The following is a 21,714-nucleotide window of genomic DNA, read 5'->3' as shown; positions in this document are numbered from 1 at the left end:
GCTGTTACTGGAAAAGTGAACAATGAAGAATCTCGATGCGCTGCTGGTCTTTGCCCGCGTGGCGGAAATGACCAGCTTTACCCGCGCGGCGGAAAGCCTGGGCATGCAGAAAGGGCGCGTATCGGCAGTGATACGCGAACTGGAGGCGGAGGTCGGCGCCACGCTGCTGCACCGCACCACGCGCAGCGTGCAGCTCACCGAGGATGGCCGCGCCTTTTATTCCCGCGCGCGGGATCTGCTGGCGGAGGCGGAAGAGTTGCAGTCGATGTTCGCGGATCAGGGCGCGCCGCTGCGCGGGCGGCTGCGCGTCGATATGCCCACCGTGCTGGCGCAGTCGGTGGTGATACCGGCCTTGCCGCAGCTGATGGCGGCGCATCCGGCGCTGGAGATTGAGCTTTCCAGCACCGATCGCCGCGTCGACCTGGTGCAGGAAGGATTTGACTGCGTGATCCGTCTTGGCCCCGTCGCGGATGAGACGCTGATTGCCCGGCCGTTAGGCAAGCTGCGCATGATCAATGCCGCAAGCCCGGCCTATCTCGCCCGTTACGGCACGCCGCGCACCCTTGAGGAGCTGGTCACTCAGGAACACCGCATGGTGCACTACGTAAGAAATTTCGGCGCGAAGCCCGACGGATGGGAATATCCGTCGGGCGACGGCTACAAAACGCTGATGCTGCCGGGCATGATGAAGGTGAACAGCGTTCAGACTTATCACGAGGCCGGGCTGGCAGGGATGGGACTCATCCAGGCGGGCTACTCCGCGCTGGCGCCGCATCTCGCCGCCGGCGCGCTGGTGGAGGTGCTGCCCGATCTGCGCCCCGCGCCGCTTAACGCCTTTTTCGTGGTGGCGCACCGCCGTAGCCTGTCGCAACGGGTCAGGGCTTTTATGCACTGGACCGAAGCGCTGCTCAAACCCTATTTTGACTGAGGGCTCTCCAGTAGACGCAGACCCTTCCGGCTCTCTTCAGGCTCGGCGATGCGTTTGACCTCGCCCACCAGCAGGATATAGGAGAGCGCGCCGATCAAGGCTACCGCCGCGATATAGATCAGGGCCGGACCAAAGCCGTAATCCTGCGCCAGATAGCCGATCACCAGCGGAACGGTAATGCCGCCCAGCCCGCCGACGAAATTAAACACGCCGCCGGTCAGGCCAATCAGCCGCATCGGCGCCAGCGACGACACCAGCGACCAGGTGATCGACGCGAAGCCGTTGCCGAAAAAGGCCACCGCCATCAGCGCCATAATCCAGACCGGATCGTCGGTGTAGTTGGCGCCCATAATGCAGGTGGAGATAAGCAGTCCGCAGATGATCGGCGTTTTACGCGCCGCGCCGAGGGAATAGCCTTTCTTCACCAGCCTGTCCGCCAGCCAGCCGGAGAGCAGCACGCCAACAAAAGCGGCGAGAAAGGGCACCGTGGTCATAAAGCCCGCCTTCAGCGCGGCGATGCCTTTTTCCTGAGTCAGATAATTGGGGAACCAGGTCAGGAAAAACCACAGCGTCGAGGTCACGGCGAACTGTCCCAGATAGACGCCCAGCAGCTTGCGATGAAACACCAGCTTCCAGTCAGCTTTGCTCAGCGGCTGACGCGCTTCACGTGTGACGGGCGCATCGCCGTCAACCAGGCCGCCGCCGCGCTGAATATAATCCAGCTCTGCCTTGCCGATACCTTTGGTAAGGCGCGGCGGCTGATAAACCCTGAACCAGACCAGCGACCAGATAATGCCGATACCGCCGGTGACGATAAAGACCCAGTGCCAGCTCAGCAGCTCCTGAATCCAGATTAACAGCGGCGTGAGAAAGGCCAGGCCGACAAACTGACCGGAGGTGAAGAAACCCACCGCGGAGGCGCGCTCCTGCTCCGGGAACCAGCTGGTGACCATGCGGTTATTGGTGGGAAAGGCGGGCGCTTCGAAGATGCCGGTCACGGCGCGCAGGGCGATCAGCGATAGCAGCCCGGTGGCGAAGCCCTGCAGCAGGGTCGCCACCGACCAGCCCAGAATGGCGATAAAATAGGTCAGCCGCGAACCAATGCGATCGAGAAACCAGCCGCCGGGGATCTGGCACAGGGTATAAAGCCAGGCGAACGCGGAAAAGACATAGCCCATCTCCGCTTTCGTGATGCCGAACTCCTGCTGAATATGCGCGGAAGCCACGGCCAGATTAGCCCGGTCGACGTAGCAGATCACAACGGTAATAAAGATCATGAATAGCGTGAGATAACGACGTCGCCCTGGTTTTGCATTATTTACGGAAATATCCATCGCAATCTGTCTCCAGATTTTGGGCATGGCGAAGCCGTTCACCATGCCCTGTTATTTACAGAGGGTGTGTTTTCTATTTATGTATTGTCAGATAATTCGCGGCGAGCGGAGCTGGGCTAAATAATCCGCCTTACCACTCGGCGACGGAGCCGTCCGCATGGCGCCACAGCGGATTACGCCAGTCTGGCGCGTTTTTGCTGCGTTCGATCACCTGCTCCTCGTCGATTTCCACGCCGAGTCCCGGTTTCATTAAGGGTTTAAAGAAGCCGCCTTCCATGCTGAAGTCCGCTTTATTTTTCACGAAGTCGAGCAGCTCCGCGCCCTGGTTGTAATGAATCCCCATGCTCTGCTCCTGGAAAACCGCGTTGCGCGAGACGAAATCGACGTGCAGACAGGCGGCGAGGGCGACAGGACCCAGCGGGCAGTGCGGCGCGAAGGCGACATCGTAGGCTTCCGCCATGGCGGCGATTTTGACGCACTCGGTGATGCCGCCGGCATGGGAGAGATCGGGCTGCAGAATCGCCAGTCCGCCCGCCTCGAGCACGCGTTTGAACTCAAAACGCGAGAACATGCGCTCGCCCGCCGCGATAGGGATAGCGGTTTGCGCCGCCAGCCTGGGGTAATATTCCGCCTGCTCCGCCAGAACCGGCTCTTCGATAAACAGCGGGCGGTAGGGCTCAAGCTCTTTGATCAACACCTTCGCCATCGGCGCGCTTACGCGGCCGTGAAAGTCGAGGCCGAACTCAATCTTATCGCCGAAGGCGTCGCGAATTTGCGCCACGGTATTCACTGCGGCGTCGACTTTGCGCGAGTCGTCGATAATGCCCAGCTCTTCGCAGCCGTTAAGCTTGAAGGTGTCGAAGCCGATTTCTCGCAATGTATGGATGCCGGCGATGACGTCCGCCGGTCGATCGCCGCCCACCCAGCTATAGGCTTTGATTTTATCCCGCACCAGGCCGCCCATCAGCTGCCATACCGGCGCGCCAAGCACCTTGCCTTTAATATCCCACAGCGCCTGATCGATGCCGGCGATGGCGCTCATCATGATCGGGCCGCCGCGGTAAAAACCGGCGCGGTACATCACCTGCCACAGATCGTTGATGCGCGCCGGATCCTGACCGATCAGGTAGTCGCCGAGTTCATGCACGGCGGCTTCGACGGTGCGCGCGCGTCCCTCGATAACGGGTTCTCCCCAGCCGACGACGCCTTCGTCGGTTTCGATTTTAAGAAACATCCAGCGCGGGGGTAAACGGTATGTGGTGAGCCGGGTTATTTTCATTTCACTGCCTCTCTGTATGCCTGAACAAATGCGGCCGCCTGCTGCGCGGTTCGCTCCACGGGCTGACCGGCGCGATAAAGATCGCTGCCGAGCCCGGCGCCTGCGCAGCCCGCTTCGAGCCACTGCGCCAGGTTTTCCGGCGTTACGCCGCCCACGGCCAGCACCGGCACGTCGTCGGGCAGCACCGCTTTTAGCGCTTTGATGTAGCCGGGGCCGAACGCGGAGGAGGGGAATATTTTCAACGCCTGGGCGCCGGCATCCAGCGCGTTAAAGGCTTCGCTGGCCGTCGCGCAGCCGGGACAGACAATCATGCCGAGGCTCACGGCGTGGCGGATCAGCGCCGGCTGAATATTCGGCGTCACGATAAGCCTGCTGCCCATTTCCGCCAGCCTGTCCACCTGTTCGGTTTTCAACACCGTGCCGGCGCCGATCAACGCCCTGTCGCCGTAAGCCTCAAGGATCAGCGGGATGCTGCGCTCCCACTGCGGCGAATTGAGCGGAATTTCCACCGCATCGAAACCCGCGTCGATAACCGCGCCGACGTGCGCCACGGCCTCGTCGGGCGTGACCCCGCGCAGAATCGCGATCAGGGGAAGTTCAGTTTGCCATTGCATTAACGATGCTCCTTATGCCTGCCTGAAAGGCGGTATCGCCGGCTATGACGCTGGCCTGCTGGCCAGCGGCGGCCAGCGCCTGGTGATAGCGGCGGGTCAGCGCTTCTCCGCCGACGAGGACGATCGGCTGATGGCCAAAGCGTTCGCGCATCGTGGCGACCTCCGCGCCAATCAGCAGACCGGATAAAAATTCGCTGACCTCTTCAGGGGCCAGGCTGCCGAGGATATGCGCGGCGCGGATCTCGAACAGCTGCGCCAGCAGCGCCGGCGTCGCCAGTCCGCGCGCCAGACCGGCGTCGAACGCCGCCTGCGACGGCTGCTGCGCAGGCAAACCGGCGCCAAGCAGCGAGTGGCGCAGCAGCAGAGCGTGAAGCTCGCCGGTCATCACGGTGTGAAAATCGCAGATACGTTCGTTGTCGACCTGCACCCATTTGCAGTGGGTGCCCGGCATCACGTAAACGGGCGAGGGCGCCAGCGCGTGCGCGCCGAGCAGCTGCGTCTCTTCGCCGCGCATCACGTTATGGTGATCCTCGCGGCTGACGCACAAGCCGGGCACGATCCAGAGGTTGTGGTCGACCGGCGTTAGCTGCGCGCCGATCGCTGAAAAAGGGGCAGGCAGCGGCAGATAGGGCACGCTTTTCCAGCCCACGTTGCTGCCTACCATGCCGGCCATCACTACCGGCGTCGCGCCGTCGCGCCATCCCTGCGTGACCTCGTCTAATACCGCCTGCGGGCGCTTCCCGTTCAGCCGGGTAACGCCCGCTTCTGACTCTCTGCTTTCCTGACAGCGTTCGTTGTCGAAAAGCCAGGCGCGCAAATTGGTGGAGCCCCAGTCAACGGCGATATAGCGAGATCTCATGTGATGTCCTTAAGCCTGTGTGTCGAGCTGGCGATCATGGTGTACGCCGCCTGCTCTGCCGCATCGCCGTTCTGCAACCGTATGGCGTCGAACAGCGCTTTATGTTCGCTTAGCGTTTTCGGCATATTGGCCTCGTCGCCCTGCCAGGTGCGCTCGAAGACGGCGCGCTGGAGGGAGCTGATCGCCACGCTAAGCTGTTCCAGCACCGGGTTGTGTACCGCGCGCAGCACCGCTTCGTGATAGCGGATGTCCGCTTCGTTAAAGGCGTCCCGGTGCTGGTTGTTGGCGATCATGTCGTTGAGCGCCGCTTCAATCTGCGCCAGATCCTGCGACGTCGCGCGCTCCGCCGCCCAGCGGGCGATGGCTGGCTCCACCAGATTGCGCACTTCGCTCATGGCTGCGATCAGGCGCGGGTCGTCGTCGTTTTCCAGCACCCACTGCAGTACGTCCGAGTCCAGGTAGTTCCACTGATTGCGCGGCGTGACGAAGGCGCCGTAGTAACGCTTTATTTCAATCAGCCGCTTCGCCGTCAGCGAACGGAACACCTCGCGAATGATATTGCGCGAGGTGGCGAACTCGTCGCACAGCTCGGTCTCGGCCGGCAGCGGCGCGCCGGGCAGATATTTGCCGCTGACGATCTGCTGGCCCAGCGTAATCACAATACGGTCGGTTTTGTTGAGGGTCATAGAAGCTCCTTGTGCCTGCCTGTTTGCTTCTACTTTACCCTGAGCGCTCAGTTTTGCCTCATGTTTGAAGTACAACGCGGACGTAAGCCGCTATCAGTATGGCGGCATTGTAGTACGATAAATGATAGTTGTACTACAATGTGGATCACAAAACAGTCATCCCGATACGGGGCTTGTCGCCAGCGCGCTGCGCAAAATGTGATCAATAAGAGAGAAAGATATTTTGTAATCGATTACTTTTTTAGCGGGCATTCATTGTAATCGATTACTTTTCACTGCGAGGCGGCTATGGTTTCTTATACGCAAGGTAACGATCGCGCCGTAGCGACGCAGCGCATGCTGGTGCCGCGGCTGTCGCTGATGATGTTTTTGCAGTTCTTTATCTGGGGCAGCTGGTCGGTAACGCTCGGGCTGGTGATGACGCAGCACAATATGTCGCTGCTGATTGGCGATGCCTTCTCCGCCGGGCCGATTGCGTCGATACTGTCGCCCTTTGTGCTGGGCATGCTGGTAGACCGCTTCTTCCCGTCCCAGAAGGTGCTGGCGGTGATGCATCTGGCCGGCGCGGTGATCCTGTGGTTTGTGCCGCAGGCGGTGGTGGCGGAAAACGGTGGGTTGCTGATCGCCTTACTGTTCGGCTACACCCTGTGCTACATGCCCACGCTGGCGCTGACCAATAATATCGCCTTCCACAGCCTGGCGAGCAGCGAGAAGAGTTTCCCGGTGGTGCGGGTATTCGGCACCATCGGCTGGATCGTGGCGGGGATTTTTATCGGCGTTCTCGGCATCGCCTCAAGCGTCGCCATCTTTACGCTGGCGGCCATCAGCTCGGTGGCGCTGGCGATCTACAGCCTGACGCTGCCGCACACGCCTGCGCCGGCGAAAGGCGCGCCTTTCCACCTGCGCGATCTCTTCTGCGCCGACGCCTTCGCGCTGCTGAAGATTCGCCACTTTTTTATCTTTTCGCTCTGCGCCACCCTGATCTCTGTGCCGCTCGGCACCTATTACGCCTTTACCGCCTCCTGGCTGGCCGACGCCGGAGTGAAAAACGTCAGTACCCTGATGTCGTTTGGCCAGATGTCGGAAATCTTTTTTATGCTGGTCATCCCGCTGCTGTTCCGTCGTCTCGGCGTGAAAATCATGCTGCTGGTGGGCATGGCCGCCTGGTTTGTACGCTATGCGCTGTTCGCTATGGGCATGGGAGAAGAGGGGCGCGCGCTGATCTGGCTGGGCATCTTGCTGCACGGCGTCTGTTACGACTTTTTCTTTGTGGTCGGCTTTATCTATACCGATCGCATCGCGGGCGAGAAAGTAAAGGGTCAGGCGCAGAGCATGATTGTGATGTTCACCTACGGCATCGGCATGCTGCTGGGGTCGCAAATCTCCGGCGCGCTCTATAACCATCTGGTAGCCGGTCAGGTTTCCGCCGCCAGCTGGGCGCTGTTCTGGTGGATCCCGGCGATTGCCGCCGCGGCGATCGCCGTGCTGTTTCTGTTCACATTTAAGTATCGCGACTGAGCGGTTTTACGGGAGGTGGTTTTTGAAAACGTTGAAAGGTCCGGGCATTTTTCTTTCGCAGTTTATCGGCCAGCAGGCACCCTTTAATTCGCTGGCGGGGCTGGCGCAGTGGGCGGCGTCGCTCGGCTATAAAGCCCTGCAGATCCCCTGCAACCATCCTGCGATATTCGATCTGCAGCGCGCCGCCAGCAGCCAGACCTACTGCGACGAGGTGCGCGGATTGCTGCAGGAAAATGGGCTATGCATCAGCGAACTCTCAACGCACCTGGAGGGACAGCTGGTCGCGGTGCATCCGGCGCACGACGCCGCCTTCGATAACTTCGCGCCGGCAGGCGTGCGCGGCAAGCGCGAGGCGCGCACCGCCTGGGCGACAGAGCAGGTGGCGCTGGCGGCGGCCGCGTCGCAAAACCTCGGGCTGCGCGCCCATGCGACCTTTTCCGGTTCGCTCGCCTGGCCCTATATCTATCCCTGGCCGCCGCACAATCCGCAGCTGTTCGAGGAGGCGTTCGCCGAGCTGGCGCGCCGCTGGCGGCCGCTGCTCGACCTCTACGATCGCCACGGCGTCGACCTCTGTTATGAACTGCATCCCGGCGAAGATCTGCATGACGGCGTGACCTTTGAGCGCTTCCTGGAGCAAGTTGATCATCATCCGCGCTGCAATATTCTCTTTGACCCCAGCCATCTGCACCTGCAGCACATCGATTACCTGCAGTTTATTGATATCTATCACGCGCGCATTAAAGCCTTTCACGTTAAAGATGCCGAGTACCTGCCGAACGGCCGCAGCGGCGTCTACGGCGGCTACCAGAAATGGATCGACCGCGCCGGACGCTTTCGCTCGCCGGGCGACGGCCAGATCGACTTCAAGGGCATTTTCAGCAGGCTGGCGCAGTACAACTATGATGGCTGGGCGGTGCTGGAGTGGGAGTGCTGCCTGAAAGAGGCGGAGACCGGCGCGCGCGAGGGCGCGGAGTTTATTCGCCGCCATATTATTCCGGTGGCGGAGCACGCCTTTGATGACTTCGCCGCCCGGCAGAGCAGCGCCAGCCTGCGCGCCGCGCTTGGGCTGGAGAATTGACCGGCGGCGACGCCGCTCTCTGACCTGCCGGCGGCGACAGCGTCCGAATTGGACTAACGTCTTGTCTCGCAGGGGATTATGATAGCCAGCAGACGAGAAACTGACCCAGGAAGTCATCCCATCATGTCCATTCAAAAAATCGCCAGGCTGGCCGGCGTCTCTGTTGCCACCGTCTCTCGCGTCATTAACAACAGCGACAGCGTCAAGGAAATCAACCGGGATAAGGTGCTGAAGGCGATAGAAGCCAGCAACTATCAACCTAACCTGCTGGCGCGCCAGCTTCGCACCGCGCGCAGCTCGATGGTGCTGGTGCTGGTTTCCGATATTTCCAACCCGTTTTGCGCGGAAATCGTCAAGGGGATCGAGGAGCAGGCGGAGCAGAACGGCTATCGCATTCTGCTGTGCAACTCCGGCGCCGATATTAATCGCTCACGCTCCAGCCTGCAGCTGCTGGCGGGGAAAATGGTGGAGGGGGTGATTACCATGGATGCCTTCACCCGGCTGCCGGAGCTGACGCAGCTTATCGGCGATATGCCCTGGGTGCAGTGCGCGGAGTATGCTGACGCCGGCGATATCTCCTGCGTAGGGATCAACGATACCGACGCGGCGCGCCAGCTGGTCGCCCACCTGGCCGACGGCGGCCGTCGCCAGATCGCCCTGATTAACCACGATCTCAGCTACAAATATGCCCAGCTGCGCCAGCAGGGCTATCAGCAGGAGCTGGAGAGCCGCGATTTGCGCTGGCAGGCGATCGGCTACGCCAGCGATCTGAGTTTTAGCGCCGGCAAACAGGCGATGCAGGCGCTGCTGAGGCGCGACACCCGGCCCGACGCGGTGTTTGCCGTATCGGATACGCTGGCGGCCGGCGCGATGTCCGCCATCGAATCCGCAGGTCTGCGCATACCGCAGGATATCGCCGTGGCCGGCTTTGACGGCACCGAACTCGCTGAAATCGTTTCGCCGGCGCTCACCACCGTCGCTCAGCCGTCGCGCGCGATTGGCCGCACGGCCTTTGACCTGCTGCAGAAAAAAATAGCCAATCCGCAGGCGCCCACGGAACGGGTAATGATGGCGTGGCGACTGATTTTGCGCGCCAGCGCCTGAAGCAAAATTGTGCGCCGTCTATGTGAATTGATGAATAGCCTGTTAATGCTTTACCTGCTTAGCGGATAGCATTCTCTTTTGACAACCTTTATTTAATAAAAGCCAGTCATTGGTCAGAACTGAAAATATCAACGCATGCTGTTTACGTCCGCTTTAATCTTTCCGCGCCAGAATGGCAGGGTAATTAACAATTTTTTATTTTAATTAGCAGAAAGAATAAGGGCGTCGCTCATTCCGCCCTATAAAGCGGGAGCGTCGCGTGGCGGCAGCATATTGTTCATAAGCGATAAGGATGCGCTTTACGATCTGCCTTTTGTGAAACTCGCGACGGGTGAAAAAGGTTTTACTGCGGCGGTGAAAGGCTAATAAGCGTAATAAGCGGGCGCTAATAGCAGATGCTGGGCAAAAAAAATCCCGCTTCGTGGGTCGTTGGCGACCGGCAGGCTGAAGCGGGATAGCCATAATGGCTAACACCAGGGAAATGCATAACTCATACGCCCTACAGATTAATATATTTATTTTATTTCGCTAAACAATTATTCAGCGATAGCCAGGGTGTTTGATCTAAATCAACCGGAGCTGGCAGTTATTCTCAAGCGGAATAGCCTTTATTTAAGGTGATTATTTGTTATTTGATCTGCTTTGCTTTATTCCGGCGTGCTTATTCATTTAGGTAGTTATTAAATAACAGGCCGCGATCAAAAAAACAAGGTATTGATTTTTTATAAAAATTGATTCTCTTTAAAATAATGCGGCGGCCCCAGGAAAACAACATCGCAGCCTGTTTGACGCTTCGCGCTTTATGGGGTTGCAGCCCGCGCCGGGCAGCGCTTTCAACCCAGAAGCCCGCCGACGGCTAACGCCATTCATCGCGGATCAGACACAGGCCCGCTTGCGCGGGCAGTGACCTTCAGCTTAACCCGGCCCCTCGCTGCCCGCCGCCAGCAGCGGCACCAGCACATCGCTGATGGGCGTAGCGATACCGTGCGCGCGGCCATAACGCTGTATCACGCCGTTGCGGATCTGCCACTCCAGCGGGCGATTCGCCTGCCGGTCCGCAAGTATCGAGGTGCCTAAGTCCGCTGGCGCCTGATGAAACACGTCGAGGATCTCCTGCGGCACCTTATCGCTCAGGGTCGCGCCCTGCGCCCGCGCGACGCTCAGGCACTCGCGCAGGTATTCCAGCGCCAGCGCGGTGATATCGGCGCGCGCAAACATGCCGGCGCGACGGTTAGCCAGCACCATCAGACCCGCCACTGCGTTCTGCAGCAGTTTGCGCCAGGCGATCGAGACGAAGTCCGCCGAGAGCGCCACCTCGCAGCGCGTGCCGCTCAGCGCCTCCACCACCCGCTGAGCCTCAGGGCGATCCGGCAGCGTCAGGCGCGGCGCGGCGCGCAGCCAGACCGAGGCGTCCGGCTCGCGCTGCGCCGGAAACCAGACCACCGCAGGCAGCACGGCGGCGCCGTTTACCCAGGGTTCGAGCTGCGCCTGCTGCTCCACGCCGTTTTGCAGCGCGCACACCACGCTGTTTTTGTTGCACAGCTTCGCCAGCCAGTCGGCGCAGTCGGCGACCTGGGTCGTTTTTACCGCCACGAAGAGCAGATCGAACGGGCGCTCGATAGCGGCCGGATCGGTCAAGACGGGGCCGGGCACCACGATTTCGCCCCGATCGTGACGCAGGACAAGCTGCGGATGCGCGCTGCGCCCGTACAAAAGCGGCGTGCGGCCCGCTTCATGCAGCGCGGCGGCGATGGTGGTGCCAATCGCGCCCGGGCCCAGCAGCGCAGTGGTGAAGCGATGTGACATGGTAAGCTCTCCTCACTGGATTAATTCATCATAAAGGTGCCTGCGGCAATCACCGCGCACGCCAGCATTTTCCCGATCGTTAAGGTCTCGCCGAGGAACAGATAGCCCAGCACGGCGGCAAACAGTACGCTGGTCTCGCGCAGCGCGGAAACCGCGCCCATCGGCGCCAGGGCCATCACGTTAATAATAATGCCGTAGGCCAGCAGCGACACCAGCCCGCCCGCCGCCGCGACCGGCAGATCCGGGCGCCAGCGCAGCAGGCTATTCGCGTCGCGCAGCGCGATATAGAGCGCCGGCATCAGCACGCCCCAGCAGGCGCTCATCCACAGCGTATAGGAGAGCGCGCTGCCGGAGAGGCGCACGCCGATACCGTCCACCACGCTGTAGGCGGCGATAAACGCGCCGGTCGCCAGCGGATAGCGCAGGTTGGGCATCCGCCCTTTGCCGCCGCTTATCGCCAGCAGCAGGATGCCGCCGGAAATCAGCGCAACGCCGACCAGAGCGTGCGGTTCAATCTTCTCCCCGACAACCATGGCCGCCGCGCAGGTCACCATCAGCGGCGACGAGCCGCGCGCAATCGGGTAGCTCTGCCCCAGATCGCCGCTGCGGTAGCTGCGCACCAGGCAGAGGTTATAGCCGACATGCAGCAGCGCCGATAGCAGCGCCCAGGGCCAGCTGGCGCGCGCCGGCATCGGCATAAAGGGCGCGACAAGGCCGCAAACCGCGGCGATGGTCAGGCACATGATGCTCATCGACCAGAGGCGATCGTCGCCGCCGCGCAGCAGGGCGTTCCAGCCCGCATGCAGCAGGGCAGCAAACAGGGTCAGTAAAATAAGGTGACTGGACATAGGCTGATGCTATCAGCCCATGCCTGAATGAAAAGCGAAGCCTCGTCATTGCTGCATGAGCAATGGCTCATACCTCAGGCGTAGCTGCGTTGCGCCTCGCGAGAGTGCTCCAGCAGCCAGCGGCGAAAGGTCAGGATATGCGGCTCGGCTTCAATCCCTTTCGGGCAGACGAAGTAATAGGCAGCGGGCGAGGGGAAAGGGATAACGAACAGCCGCACCAGCGAGCCTTCCGCCAGCTCTTTTTCAACGTGTCCGCTGCGCGCCAGCGCGATGCCCTGGCCCAGCAGCGCGGCCTCAATCGTCATATTGGTGTCGGCGAAGCGCACGCTCTCGTGCAGCACATCGATCGGGATGTCATTCAGCCTGAACCAGACGTCCCATTTCGGCACCAGATCGGCGCCGTCGCGCGTCAGCAGCGGGTAGCGCAGCAGCTCGGCCGGCTCTTCCGGAACGCCGAAGCGCTGCAGCAGCGCAGGACTGGCGACCGGAAAGAGCTGCTCGCGGAACATAAACTCCGTGTGCAGCGCCGGGTAATTTCCCTGGCCGAAGCGAATGGCCACGTCTGAATCGGTGCTGGCGAAGTTGATGGCGCTGTCGGTGCTTTCCAGCGTCACCAGAATCTCCGGGTGCAGGCGCGCTAAATCAGGCAGGCGCGGCAGCAGCCACTTCAGGGCGAAAGAGTAGGTGGTGCTGACGCGCAGCCGCACGCGCCCCTTTTGCTCGCGCAGATCGGCAAGCGTGGTATCCAGCTTGCTGAAAAACTCGCGCACCAGGGGCGCGAGGGCGGCGCCTGCGGGCGTCAGGCTCAGGGTTTTGCCGCGCTGAAAGAGCTGCACGCCCCAGACGGCTTCCAGATGCTTCAGCTGGTGGCTGACCGCGCTTTGCGTAACGCACAGCTCTGCGGCGGCCGAGGTAAAGGTGGTATGGCGCGTCGCGACTTCAAACGCGCGCAGCGTCGCGGTCGGAGGCAAATCACGCATCATGGCATCCTGTTTATGAGCTAATACTCATGACACATTAAGGCGAACGCCGATGAAAAGACAGCGCGACGGCATTGTCGCAGCAAAAGGCTTTTCGTCATTAAACTGAAATAACCAGAAACATCCAGAAATCCCCGGGTTGCACCTCGATCTTCCACCAGCGAAACCGCCGTCAGCCCTATTTTTCTCCGCAACATGCCGTTTGATAAGCGATATCTGTTGATAAATTCAGCGAGATCTGACCAGTTGTCGGTGGCGCAGGCTTGTCATGGATCACGCTATAACATAGGTTCCTTCACATATTAACAATCTATAACGGCGACTGGACGCCGGTTGCCTGCTATTGGTTACCAGCGCTATTTCCTGGTGGCGATTTTCTGCGCCAGCCGGGTTAAGCGCGAGACAGCAGCGCAGCCTCAGGTGCAGGCGCAGAAGCTCTGAACCCACCACTGCGCGCCAGCGTCGCCAGCGCGGGCAAAATTCGCTACTATCCGCGCTCATCTCTCAACGGACCGCCTGATGTCATCTATTGTCGATACCTTTATCGCTCCGCCGTGTCTGGAACAGATAGAGACGCTCTATCAGGACGACCATCTGCTGCTGATCAATAAACCCGCCGGGCTGCTCAGCCTTTCGGGGAAAAATCCGCTTAACCTCGATTCGGTGCACTACCGGCTGGCGGCGCGTTTTCCCGGCTGTACGCTGGTGCATCGGCTCGATTTCGGCACGTCAGGGCTGATGGTGATTGCGCGCAATAAAGCCGTTAACGCCGCGCTCTGCCAGCAGTTCAGCCAGCGCACGGTGAGCAAGGGCTACAGCGCGCTGCTGTGCGGACACGTGACGGAGGATGAGGGGATGATCGAGGCGGCGATCGCCAGAGATCCGGCGCGCTTCCCGCTGATGGCGATTTGCGCCGCGAGCGGCAAGCCCGCGCGATCGCGCTATCGCGTCGTCGAACGCTTTTATCAGGCGGGAGAAGGCGGCGTGGCGCTGCCGTTGACGCGCGTCGCGCTGACGCCGGAGACCGGGCGCACCCATCAGCTGCGCATTCACTGCCAGCTGCTGGGGCATGCTATTTTAGGCTGCGATCTTTATGGCGGGCGTCTGCTGCCGGGCGCCGACCGCGCGCCGCGGCTGATGCTGCACGCCAGCGAGCTGCATTTTACCCATCCGGTGAGCGGAGAGCGGATAGCCGCGCGCCATGCCAGTCCGTTTTAACCGCGTTTCAGCGGAGGTTAGCCTCGACAGCGCGCGTCAGGGCGGGCATTACCACATCAGATCGTCAGGCACCTTAAAGTCGGCGTAGGGATCATCTTCATCCTGCTCTTCCTGACTGAGCGCGCTGTTTAATACGATGCAGTTGGCGTCGCGCTGCGCGATCTTATCGGCGACGCTGGCGGGGATAATGGCGTACTCGCTTTCGCCGTTCTCCGCCGCCAGGCGCGCAATGGCGAGTCGGCCGCTAATCAGCTGCGCCTGGGTCGCCTTGTCTACCTCAATTTTTTTGATCAGATTGTTGTCGGTGAAGTTAAAGCCAATATTGCCGCGCGAAATAACGATGCGGTTCATCTCAATCAGCTGCTTGATCTGCGCCTTATACTCGCGCGACAACACCGCCTGTTTTTGCTGTTCGTTAAGCAGCTTATCGCGCTCCTGCTGGGCCTTTTTATTCTCTTCTACCGCCTGTCTCGCCTCGCGCGCCTGAACGCGCGATTTTTTGGCGGTTCTCTGCACCTTGTCCATTTTCTTGCTGCTGACCAGGCCAGCTTTGAGCATCTGCTCTTGTAAGGTAAGTTTCGTCATTGTTGTTTCTAAGCCCGTTGAAAAATTTTTCTGATTATACCTGTAAATCGGGTGGCCGCCGAGGGCCGCTCGTCCATCTCGTCCCGCGCGCGCCAGCCTGCCGCGGCGCTAGCGATAGCGCCAGGTCGCCTGTTCCCGCCGACACACCGCAATAAGCGTCTCCCGCAGCCAGCGGTGCAGCGGGTCCGCCTGGAGTCGGGGATGCCAGATAGCGGTGATGCTAATGGCGGGCGTGACGACGGGCAGCTCAAAACAGACCACGTCGCCTGCCGCCATGCCGGAGGCGACGCCGTTGAGCGAGGAGAGCGTCACCAGACCGAGCATATCGGAGGCGCGCACCAGCGGGAACGCGCTGGCAAAGGCGGGAACCACCACGCTGACGCGCCGCTGCCAACCCAGCGCGGCGAGCGCGGCATCTACCGGCCCCCACTGTTTATTGTGGCGCGAAACGACAACGTGAGGATAGCTGGCGTAGCGTTCCGCCGTCACGCCTGGCGCCTGCAATAGCGGATGGTCGCGGCGGCAGATGCCGACAAAGCGGTCGCTAAAGAGCGTTCGCAGCTTCAGCTCAGGCGCGTCGGTGCCGAGCACGCCTATCTCCAGGTCGATTTCACCGCTGCGCAAGGCGTGCGGCGCTTTGTCACCTTTAGCGACGAACACCAGCCGCATCAGCGGCGCGGTTTGCTGCAGCTCCGCCGCCAGCGCGGCGGCGGCGAGATCGACAAAGTTTTGATTGGCGCGAATAAGAAAGCTGCGCTCAATGCTGGCGAGGTTGAGCCGATCGGCAGGCGGCTGCAGGATCGTCTGCGCGCTGCGGGCGATATGGGCGACGCGCCCGGCCAGCTCTGCGGCGTAGGGCGTCGGCACCATCTGACGGCCGGCCTGCACCAGCAGCGGGTCGCCGGTCGCCGCCCGTAGGCGGGTCAGGGCGCGGCTCATGGCGGAGACGCTGAGGCCCATCCGCCGCGCCGCGCCGGTCACGCTGCGCTCGGTCAGCAGGGCATCCAGCGCGGTCAGCAGATTCAGATCGATATCAGGCATAGGAATAGGGTCGGTTGCGTGCGATGCAAGCTATTGTTGCACGTAGCGCGTCTGGTGTAATGGTCTGCTGCCGATTAGGGTGGAGATCCCTGAATTTGCGTGGAGATCGCCATGACACTCAATAGCGAAGAGAACTCATCGCCCCATTTTTTACTGATCGGCGCCTCGCGCGGCATCGGACTGGCCATGGCTGAAGAGCTGCTCCGTCGCGGCTGGCGCGTCACCGCCACGGTTCGCGCGGCCGCGCCTGCGCTGGCGAGTTTGGCGCTGCGCTATGGGCAGGCGCTGCTCATGGAACAGCTCGATATCACCCATGAGGCGCAGCTGGCCGCTTTGCGTCATCGTCTGCGGCATCAGCGCTTCAGCGCGCTGTTCGTCAATGCCGGCATCGCCAACCGGGATCAGAACCAGACCATTGCAGAGGTCAGCACCGACGAGTTCGCGCAGCTGATGATCACCAACGCGCTGGCGCCGCTGCGGGTGATAGAGGCGCTGCAGGATCGGGTGGATGCGGACGGGCTGATCGGCGTGATGTCTTCCGGGCAGGGCAGCATCGGCAACAATCAGCAGGGCGGCAGAGAGGTTTATCGCGGCACCAAGGCCGCGCTGAATCAGTATATGCGCAGCTACGCCGCGCGGCAGGCGAGGCTCGCGCCCGCTCGCGCACTGCTGCTGCTGGCGCCGGGCTGGATCCGCACCGAGCTGGGCGGAGAGGAGGGCGCCTACAGCCTGGAAGAGACCATCCCCGATATCGTCAGCGTCATTGAAAGCCGACGCGGTCAGCCCGGCCTGGCCTTCCTGGATCGCTTTGGCAAGAGCGTGCCCTGGTAACCCGCGCTTCGCCGCGTCTGATAAACAACCTCGCCATAGCGGGGTTTTTTTGGGTAAATCGGCGTATCAGGCGAGTTTTAACATCGCGGTCGAGCTGCGCCCCTTTTCCGCCTCTTCAGGCGGAAGGGTAATCGAGCGGGCAAAAAAGGACTTTTCTTGATCGGTCATTTCTGAACATCTATTTCTCATTCCACACAGGTTAACCGAGCAGTTTGAAGAGCCATAAAACCGATAAATTATCGGCATGCATTGGGCCGGCTTCAATTAAAGTTCTGCCAGCATGATCAACGAGAAATAGATTATTTCTTGCTGGTTTGTTTTTTATTTCAATCAGATAATCAACAAGGCGCATAAAAAGGCGGCGCGACTATCTATAAGCTGAGGTGCTAGCGCGGCGCAAGAGTGAAATGGGGATGTCGGCCAGCCAGCAGCAGCAGAAACTCATATTCTCCCTGGCTGAGCAATCCGGGTTTGGATGCGGCTTCCTTAAGCTGCCAGCCGCGCAGGCTGAGATCGAACCGTTCGGCGGCCCGTTCCTGCGTCAGACCGGCGGCGATGCGCAGAGTACGGACATCGGACTGGACAATTACGCCTGGCTTAAAGGATTTATTCGTCATAATTTTCTCTCTTATGTCGCCAGCTCTGCTCCAGCAGGGCGTTGTTTGGTCAACATAAAACAATCGAAAATGGGTAACGGAACAGCCGTAAAAAAGCCTGCTTCCGTCGCGGTAGGATAATGCCGTCACGCGCTTTTAACGCGCTTGCGCTAAATCAACCGAGAAATGTGATTAGCGCAGCGGCTAATTCACCACGCCCGGTCTGTTTTTAATGTATTCGAACCTGCGCGGGCGAATTTAATACGGGCTGCGCCTCTCAGAACCCTCTCATAATGTCGCTTAAGCATCGTTTAGGGATAAATCCGCTTTATATCCTGCGCCAGACATTCAGGATGTGTGGCTTTGCAGGCCGAATATTCTGCCGGCGCTTATGCTTTGCCGGTAATAAGGACACCACTATGAGAGACCCAATCGTTCGTCGCGTTCCTGCCGATCTTTCCTGCGTGGAAGTCAGCGAACAGTGGCAAATCACTTTCTGGATGCTGACGCTGCACATTACTCAGGACCGGCTTATCCGGGCCGTAAAGGAAGCGGGCCCGGATGCAGAAAAGGTGCGCCTCTGGCTGAAAGAGAATCCGCCTTCGCGCCGCCCCTGCTCCTGAAACCCTCCGTCAGGCAGCGGCGCCTGCCGCCTGCGGCGCGGCAGAGGCATTAACGTTGCTAAATCCCGCGTGACGACCTTTGTCATCCGCCACGTCGACCGGCGTTTTAAAATGGCTGATAACGGCGGCGAGGGTTTCCGTGCGTCCGTTCAGGCTGCCTGCGGAGGCGGTGACCTGCTGAACCAGCGACGCGTTCTGCTGGGTGACGCGATCCAGATCGGCGATAGCCAGCGTGACCTGAGAAATGCCTCTGCTCTGTTCCTCTGAGGCCTGCGCGATTTGACCGATAAGATCGTTGACCGCCGAGACGCGCTGCGTGACGCTGCCCATGGTTTCCCCGGCACGGCCGGCTGCCGCCGCGCCTTCCTGCACGCGCGTTACCGCGCCGCCGATTAACTCCTCAATCTCTTTGGCTGCAGCGGCGCTGCGCTGGGCGAGAGTGCGCACCTCGGAGGCGACCACGGCGAAGCCGCGACCTTGTTCGCCCGCGCGCGCTGCCTCAACGGCCGCGTTGAGCGCCAGAATATTGGTCTGAAAAGCGATGCTGTTGACCGTGGCGGTAAACTGACGAATTTTCTCCGCCTCTTCAGCGATATCGCGCATCAGCGTAGAGACCGAGTGAACCAGCGCCTCGCCCTGCCGGGTGGTCTGGGCGGTGGCGCTCGCCAGCTCGCGCGCTTCCTGGGCGCTCAGCGCGTTATTCTTCACCGTGGCGGTCAGCTCCTCCATGCTGGCGGCGGTCTGTTCGAGCGCTGCCGCCTGGCGGGTGGTGCGGTCGGAGAGGTCGCTATTACCGGCGGCGATATCCGCCGCTTCCCGGCGCAGCACGCCGCTATTGTCACGTACCGCCTGCACCGTCGTGAGCAGGCTTTGCTGCATCAGCCGCACCAGCGGAACCAGCTGTCCGACGCAGTTGCGGCCAAACTCCTGCGGTTCGCGCGCGAGATCGCCGGCGGCGATGCTTCTGAAATGCTCGCGCAACACGCCAAGCGGCTTCACCAGATGGGTGACCAGGAAGCGGTCGCAGAAGGCCAGCAGCCCCAGCGTCATCAGCGCGGCGACAAGAAACGCCCTCTCCAGACGCTGGCGATCGCGGGCGGTTGCCGCTTCGTCCGACGCAACCTGACGCTGCAGAAAGCTAAGCCGCTCGTTTGCCGCGGCGGAAAAGTGGGCGGGGGTGTCGTTCAGGGCCGCGCTAAGGCGCGCCCAGTCAGCGCCGACGGGCGTCACAGCCTGCAGCGCTGCTTTTTCCTCTGCGGAGCCTGAGGCCATCGCATTCCCGGCGCGCGTCAGAAAAACAAGCTGCGCGCTGATGACATCTCTCCCTTCGGCGCGCTGATGCAGGTCGCGCATAACCACAGAGCCGTAAGCGCCTGCCAGCGCCACGACCAGCAGCGCAGCCAGCAAAATAGCCTGTACAACCCGACGGATCGTAAAATTTCTGAGGAAGTGCATATTAGGTTCCCTGGTGTTGTTATTGCTGTGTAAAGAACTGCGAAATATTATTTTTATATAGCTTGCTACTTAATTGTGCGCAATTTTATTGACATCATCAGTTTGGCAGTGAATCTGGAAAAAGGAAACGATCATTTTGTAATTTTTTTATTTTTCGGATTATTTGATATTGTTCGCGAGAATTTATTGTGCTCGAAGGACGAAATGCGCTTAAGATTTCGTACCAGACAAAATCAGATAACTTGCCTTGTACTTTAGTCGGTTTTTCCCGGTCTGCTTTTAAACGTTTTATTTTCTGTTCGTTCCAGAACCGGAGCGGGCCGGAGGAACCATGCAAACATGTTCCGGCGACGACGAAAGTCGCCTGCGCGCGCTTGAAGCGCTGCGCGAACCCGACGAAAGTCGCGATGGCGTACTTGAGAAGTTTGTTCGGCTGGCCAGCCAGGCGCTCGGCATTCCCGGCTGTTTTATCTCTATCGTCGACGATGAATTTCAGTACATTCGGGCGGCGCGCAATTTCTCGCTCATGCACTCGACGCGGGAGGATTCGCTCTGCCGCTACGTGATTGATTCCGAAGCGCCGATGGTGGTCTCTGATACCTGGCTGGATGCCCGCTTCGTTAAGCACAAGTTTGTCATCGGCGATCCCTGGATTCGCTTTTATGCCGGCGTGCCGCTGAAAAGCCGCGCCGGCCATATCCTCGGCACGCTGTGCGTAACCGACGGCGAGCCGCATCAGCTGAGCCAGGATCAGCTGAGCGCGCTGACGCTGCTCGGCGCGCTGGTGATCTCCTTTCTGGAAGCCTGGCACGCCGCCGGCTTTACTGATCCGGTGACCGGGCTGCCTAATCGTCAGCGGCTGATCCGCGATCTGCACTACCTGACGGCGGGCGGCGATACGCAGCCGCGGCGGCTGATCCTGATTGACTGCATTGACATGCCGCGCGCCTACGAGCTGGCGCGCTCGATGGGAATGGGGCCGGTCGAGGGATTGCTTAAAGATGTCGCCACGCTTCTGCCGCTGCGCCTGCGTCTGAGGCCCGGCGATCTGCTCTACACCGTGGCCACCGGCCGGTTTGCGCTGCTGACCGGCGCGAGCAGCTCGCTCAGCGCGGCCTGGGTGGCGAATCGCATGGAGGGCATCAGCGCGGATCTGGGCGAGGGGCTGTCGGTGACCCTGAATACCTTTACCGGCGGAGTGGACTTCACGGCCGAGGCGTCGCCAGCGCAGGAGATACTGCGTCGCGGCCTCAGCGCGCTGCATGAGGCGATCGGCAGCGGAGTGGCGACGCGGACCTTTAGCGCGTCTGAAGATGTGCGCCGCACGCGCGATTTCAACCTGATGCATGAGCTTGCGTCGGCGTTAAGAAACGATGAGGGCCTCTATCTGGCCTACCAGCCCAAGATCTGCCTGCAGAGCGGCGCGCCGGTCGGGCTTGAGGCGCTGATCCGCTGGCGCCATCCGCTGCTGGGCGAGCTGTCGCCCGCAGCTTTCGTGCCGCTGGCGGAGCAGACCGAGCTGCTCTCCGGGCTGAACGCCTGGGTGATCGATCGCGTCATCGCCCGTCTGGCGCGGCTGCGAAATCACTGCATCCAGCTGCCGGTTTCCGTTAACGTCAGCCTCCATGATTTCGCCCGGCAGGGGTTTGCCGACGAGCTGGAAGATAAGATGCTGAAATTCAGGCTGCCTAACGCGCTGCTTGGCGTGGAGTGTCTGGAGACCGAGCGGCTGATTGAGAGTCCGGCCGCGATGCGCGGGCTGGAGATGCTAAAGCTGCGCGGCTTCGGCATCTCGCTGGATGACTTCGGCACCGGCTACAGCAATATCAGTTATTTGCGCCGTATGCCGCTGGACGTGATTAAGCTGGACCGTTCGTTAATCAGCGGCCTCGCCTCCGACACGGCGTCGCGCATTATCGCGCGCAACATTATCACCATGCTGAAAGAGCTGGACTATGTGGTGCTGGCGGAGGGCATCGAGTGCGGCAACGTGGCCAGCATGCTAAGCGAATATGGCTGCGACCAGGCGCAGGGCTATTTTTATGCCAAACCGCTGCCCGACCGCGAGCTGGATGCGTGGCTCGACTGGCGGCTGCGCAACAAATGTCGCTGAGGCGCGCCTGCGCTATTGCGCCTCTGCGGCCGCCTGAGCCTGCGGATTATCGGGCACGTCGTTCCAGGTGCAGTCGATCTCGCTGTCGTGGGAGGCGCACTCAGGCGGGGCGTTAAGGTTTTTCGCCTGATGATGGCGCGGCACCGCGCAGCCGGAGAGCAGCAGGCAGACAACAAGCGCAACAGGTTTCAGCATTGAGAGATTTCAGTTTACCACCG

The 21,714-nt window shown here is 60.7% G+C and carries 21 protein-coding genes; 8 read left to right on the top strand and 13 right to left on the bottom strand.

What is annotated here, in order from left to right; genetic code table 11:
* Positions 1-22 precede the first annotated feature (22 nt).
* Positions 23-928 carry a LysR substrate-binding domain-containing protein gene (locus AC6I7Z_RS10360; protein WP_497814147.1) on the top strand — a complete coding sequence of 302 codons (906 nt, stop codon included), beginning with the start codon at positions 23-25 and terminating at the stop codon, positions 926-928.
* On the opposite strand, the gene AC6I7Z_RS10355 is transcribed toward AC6I7Z_RS10360, so the two are convergent.
* From AC6I7Z_RS10355 to dgoR, 5 genes are all read right to left on the bottom strand, one after another.
* On the bottom strand, positions 916-2,307 hold the full coding sequence (locus AC6I7Z_RS10355) for an MFS transporter (protein WP_497814146.1): 1,392 nt from the start codon (positions 2,305-2,307) through the stop codon (positions 916-918). The genes AC6I7Z_RS10360 and AC6I7Z_RS10355 overlap by 13 nt on opposite strands.
* A gap of 85 nt (positions 2,308-2,392) precedes the next feature.
* Positions 2,393-3,541 (bottom strand): galactonate dehydratase, encoded by a 1,149-nt coding sequence (gene dgoD / locus AC6I7Z_RS10350; RefSeq protein ID WP_497814145.1) that lies wholly within the window; start codon positions 3,539-3,541, stop codon positions 2,393-2,395.
* Positions 3,538-4,155 carry a 2-dehydro-3-deoxy-6-phosphogalactonate aldolase gene (locus AC6I7Z_RS10345; RefSeq protein ID WP_497814144.1) on the bottom strand — a complete coding sequence of 206 codons (618 nt, stop codon included), beginning with the start codon at positions 4,153-4,155 and terminating at the stop codon, positions 3,538-3,540. Before AC6I7Z_RS10345 ends, dgoD begins: the two co-directional genes overlap by 4 nt.
* Positions 4,139-5,014: a 2-dehydro-3-deoxygalactonokinase gene (locus tag AC6I7Z_RS10340; protein ID WP_497814143.1), complete on the bottom strand. Its 876-nt coding sequence runs from the start codon at positions 5,012-5,014 to the stop codon at positions 4,139-4,141. Before AC6I7Z_RS10340 ends, AC6I7Z_RS10345 begins: the two co-directional genes overlap by 17 nt.
* Positions 5,011-5,700: a D-galactonate utilization transcriptional regulator DgoR gene (gene dgoR / locus AC6I7Z_RS10335; protein WP_497814142.1), complete on the bottom strand. Its 690-nt coding sequence runs from the start codon at positions 5,698-5,700 to the stop codon at positions 5,011-5,013. Before dgoR ends, AC6I7Z_RS10340 begins: the two co-directional genes overlap by 4 nt.
* 288 nt (positions 5,701-5,988) lie before the next feature.
* Between dgoR and AC6I7Z_RS10330 the strand changes: the two genes are divergently transcribed.
* From AC6I7Z_RS10330 to AC6I7Z_RS10320, 3 genes are all read left to right on the top strand, one after another.
* Entirely contained in the window at positions 5,989-7,218 is a 1,230-nt protein-coding gene (locus AC6I7Z_RS10330; protein ID WP_497814141.1) for an MFS transporter, read from the top strand.
* A 22-nt stretch (positions 7,219-7,240) separates the two neighbouring features.
* The gene (locus tag AC6I7Z_RS10325; RefSeq protein ID WP_497814140.1) at positions 7,241-8,296 is read left to right on the top strand and encodes a sugar phosphate isomerase/epimerase family protein; all 1,056 of its coding nucleotides are present in this window, start codon (positions 7,241-7,243) and stop codon (positions 8,294-8,296) included.
* Positions 8,297-8,419: 123 nt separating this feature from the next.
* Positions 8,420-9,400: a LacI family DNA-binding transcriptional regulator gene (locus tag AC6I7Z_RS10320; RefSeq protein WP_497814139.1), complete on the top strand. Its 981-nt coding sequence runs from the start codon at positions 8,420-8,422 to the stop codon at positions 9,398-9,400.
* Positions 9,401-10,315: 915 nt separating this feature from the next.
* Here AC6I7Z_RS10320 and AC6I7Z_RS10315 read toward each other — a convergent pair.
* From AC6I7Z_RS10315 to gcvA, 3 genes are all read right to left on the bottom strand, one after another.
* A complete protein-coding gene (locus AC6I7Z_RS10315; RefSeq protein WP_497814138.1) occupies positions 10,316-11,206 on the bottom strand; it encodes an oxidoreductase in 891 nt (296 codons plus the stop codon).
* A 20-nt stretch (positions 11,207-11,226) separates the two neighbouring features.
* A complete protein-coding gene (locus AC6I7Z_RS10310) occupies positions 11,227-12,054 on the bottom strand; it encodes an EamA family transporter (protein ID WP_497814137.1) in 828 nt (275 codons plus the stop codon).
* Positions 12,055-12,128: 74 nt separating this feature from the next.
* Entirely contained in the window at positions 12,129-13,034 is a 906-nt protein-coding gene (gene gcvA / locus AC6I7Z_RS10305) for a transcriptional regulator GcvA (protein ID WP_497814136.1), read from the bottom strand.
* Between the two features lie 519 nt (positions 13,035-13,553).
* Here gcvA and AC6I7Z_RS10300 point away from each other — a divergent pair.
* Positions 13,554-14,252 (top strand): RluA family pseudouridine synthase, encoded by a 699-nt coding sequence (locus AC6I7Z_RS10300; RefSeq protein WP_497814135.1) that lies wholly within the window; start codon positions 13,554-13,556, stop codon positions 14,250-14,252.
* Between the two features lie 48 nt (positions 14,253-14,300).
* Here the strand turns inward: AC6I7Z_RS10300 and AC6I7Z_RS10295 are convergent, their stop codons facing one another.
* Both AC6I7Z_RS10295 and AC6I7Z_RS10290 read right to left on the bottom strand, forming a co-directional pair.
* Positions 14,301-14,837, bottom strand: a complete 537-nt coding sequence (locus AC6I7Z_RS10295) for a DUF2058 domain-containing protein (protein ID WP_497814134.1) — start codon at positions 14,835-14,837, stop codon at positions 14,301-14,303.
* 108 nt (positions 14,838-14,945) lie between these two features.
* Positions 14,946-15,878 (bottom strand): LysR family transcriptional regulator, encoded by a 933-nt coding sequence (locus AC6I7Z_RS10290; RefSeq protein ID WP_497814133.1) that lies wholly within the window; start codon positions 15,876-15,878, stop codon positions 14,946-14,948.
* Positions 15,879-15,989: 111 nt separating this feature from the next.
* Here AC6I7Z_RS10290 and AC6I7Z_RS10285 point away from each other — a divergent pair, with 111 nt between their 5' ends.
* Positions 15,990-16,709, top strand: coding sequence for an SDR family NAD(P)-dependent oxidoreductase (locus AC6I7Z_RS10285; RefSeq protein WP_497814132.1), 720 nt, complete (start codon positions 15,990-15,992; stop codon positions 16,707-16,709).
* 386 nt (positions 16,710-17,095) lie between these two features.
* On the opposite strand, the gene AC6I7Z_RS10280 is transcribed toward AC6I7Z_RS10285, so the two are convergent.
* A complete protein-coding gene (locus AC6I7Z_RS10280) occupies positions 17,096-17,326 on the bottom strand; it encodes a transcriptional regulator (RefSeq protein WP_497814131.1) in 231 nt (76 codons plus the stop codon).
* Positions 17,327-17,724: 398 nt separating this feature from the next.
* Here AC6I7Z_RS10280 and AC6I7Z_RS10275 point away from each other — a divergent pair, with 398 nt between their 5' ends.
* Complete coding sequence (locus AC6I7Z_RS10275; protein ID WP_497814130.1) at positions 17,725-17,928, top strand: DUF3606 domain-containing protein; 204 nt, start codon at positions 17,725-17,727, stop codon at positions 17,926-17,928.
* Positions 17,929-17,937: 9 nt separating this feature from the next.
* On the opposite strand, the gene AC6I7Z_RS10270 is transcribed toward AC6I7Z_RS10275, so the two are convergent.
* Positions 17,938-19,383 (bottom strand): methyl-accepting chemotaxis protein, encoded by a 1,446-nt coding sequence (locus AC6I7Z_RS10270; RefSeq protein WP_497814129.1) that lies wholly within the window; start codon positions 19,381-19,383, stop codon positions 17,938-17,940.
* Positions 19,384-19,714: 331 nt separating this feature from the next.
* On the opposite strand from AC6I7Z_RS10270, the gene AC6I7Z_RS10265 reads away from it, so the two are divergent.
* Complete coding sequence (locus AC6I7Z_RS10265; protein WP_497814128.1) at positions 19,715-21,496, top strand: EAL domain-containing protein; 1,782 nt, start codon at positions 19,715-19,717, stop codon at positions 21,494-21,496.
* Positions 21,497-21,508: 12 nt separating this feature from the next.
* Here AC6I7Z_RS10265 and AC6I7Z_RS10260 read toward each other — a convergent pair whose 3' ends face one another.
* A complete protein-coding gene (locus tag AC6I7Z_RS10260) occupies positions 21,509-21,691 on the bottom strand; it encodes a hypothetical protein (protein ID WP_152904264.1) in 183 nt (60 codons plus the stop codon).
* Positions 21,692-21,714: the final 23 nt, after the last annotated feature.

The sequence above is a fragment of the Pantoea sp. X-Soil-MYKO-1289 genome (assembly GCF_059730625.1).
Note: the sequence above shows the minus strand (reverse complement) of the source record. Positions and strands in the feature narration are given on the sequence as shown.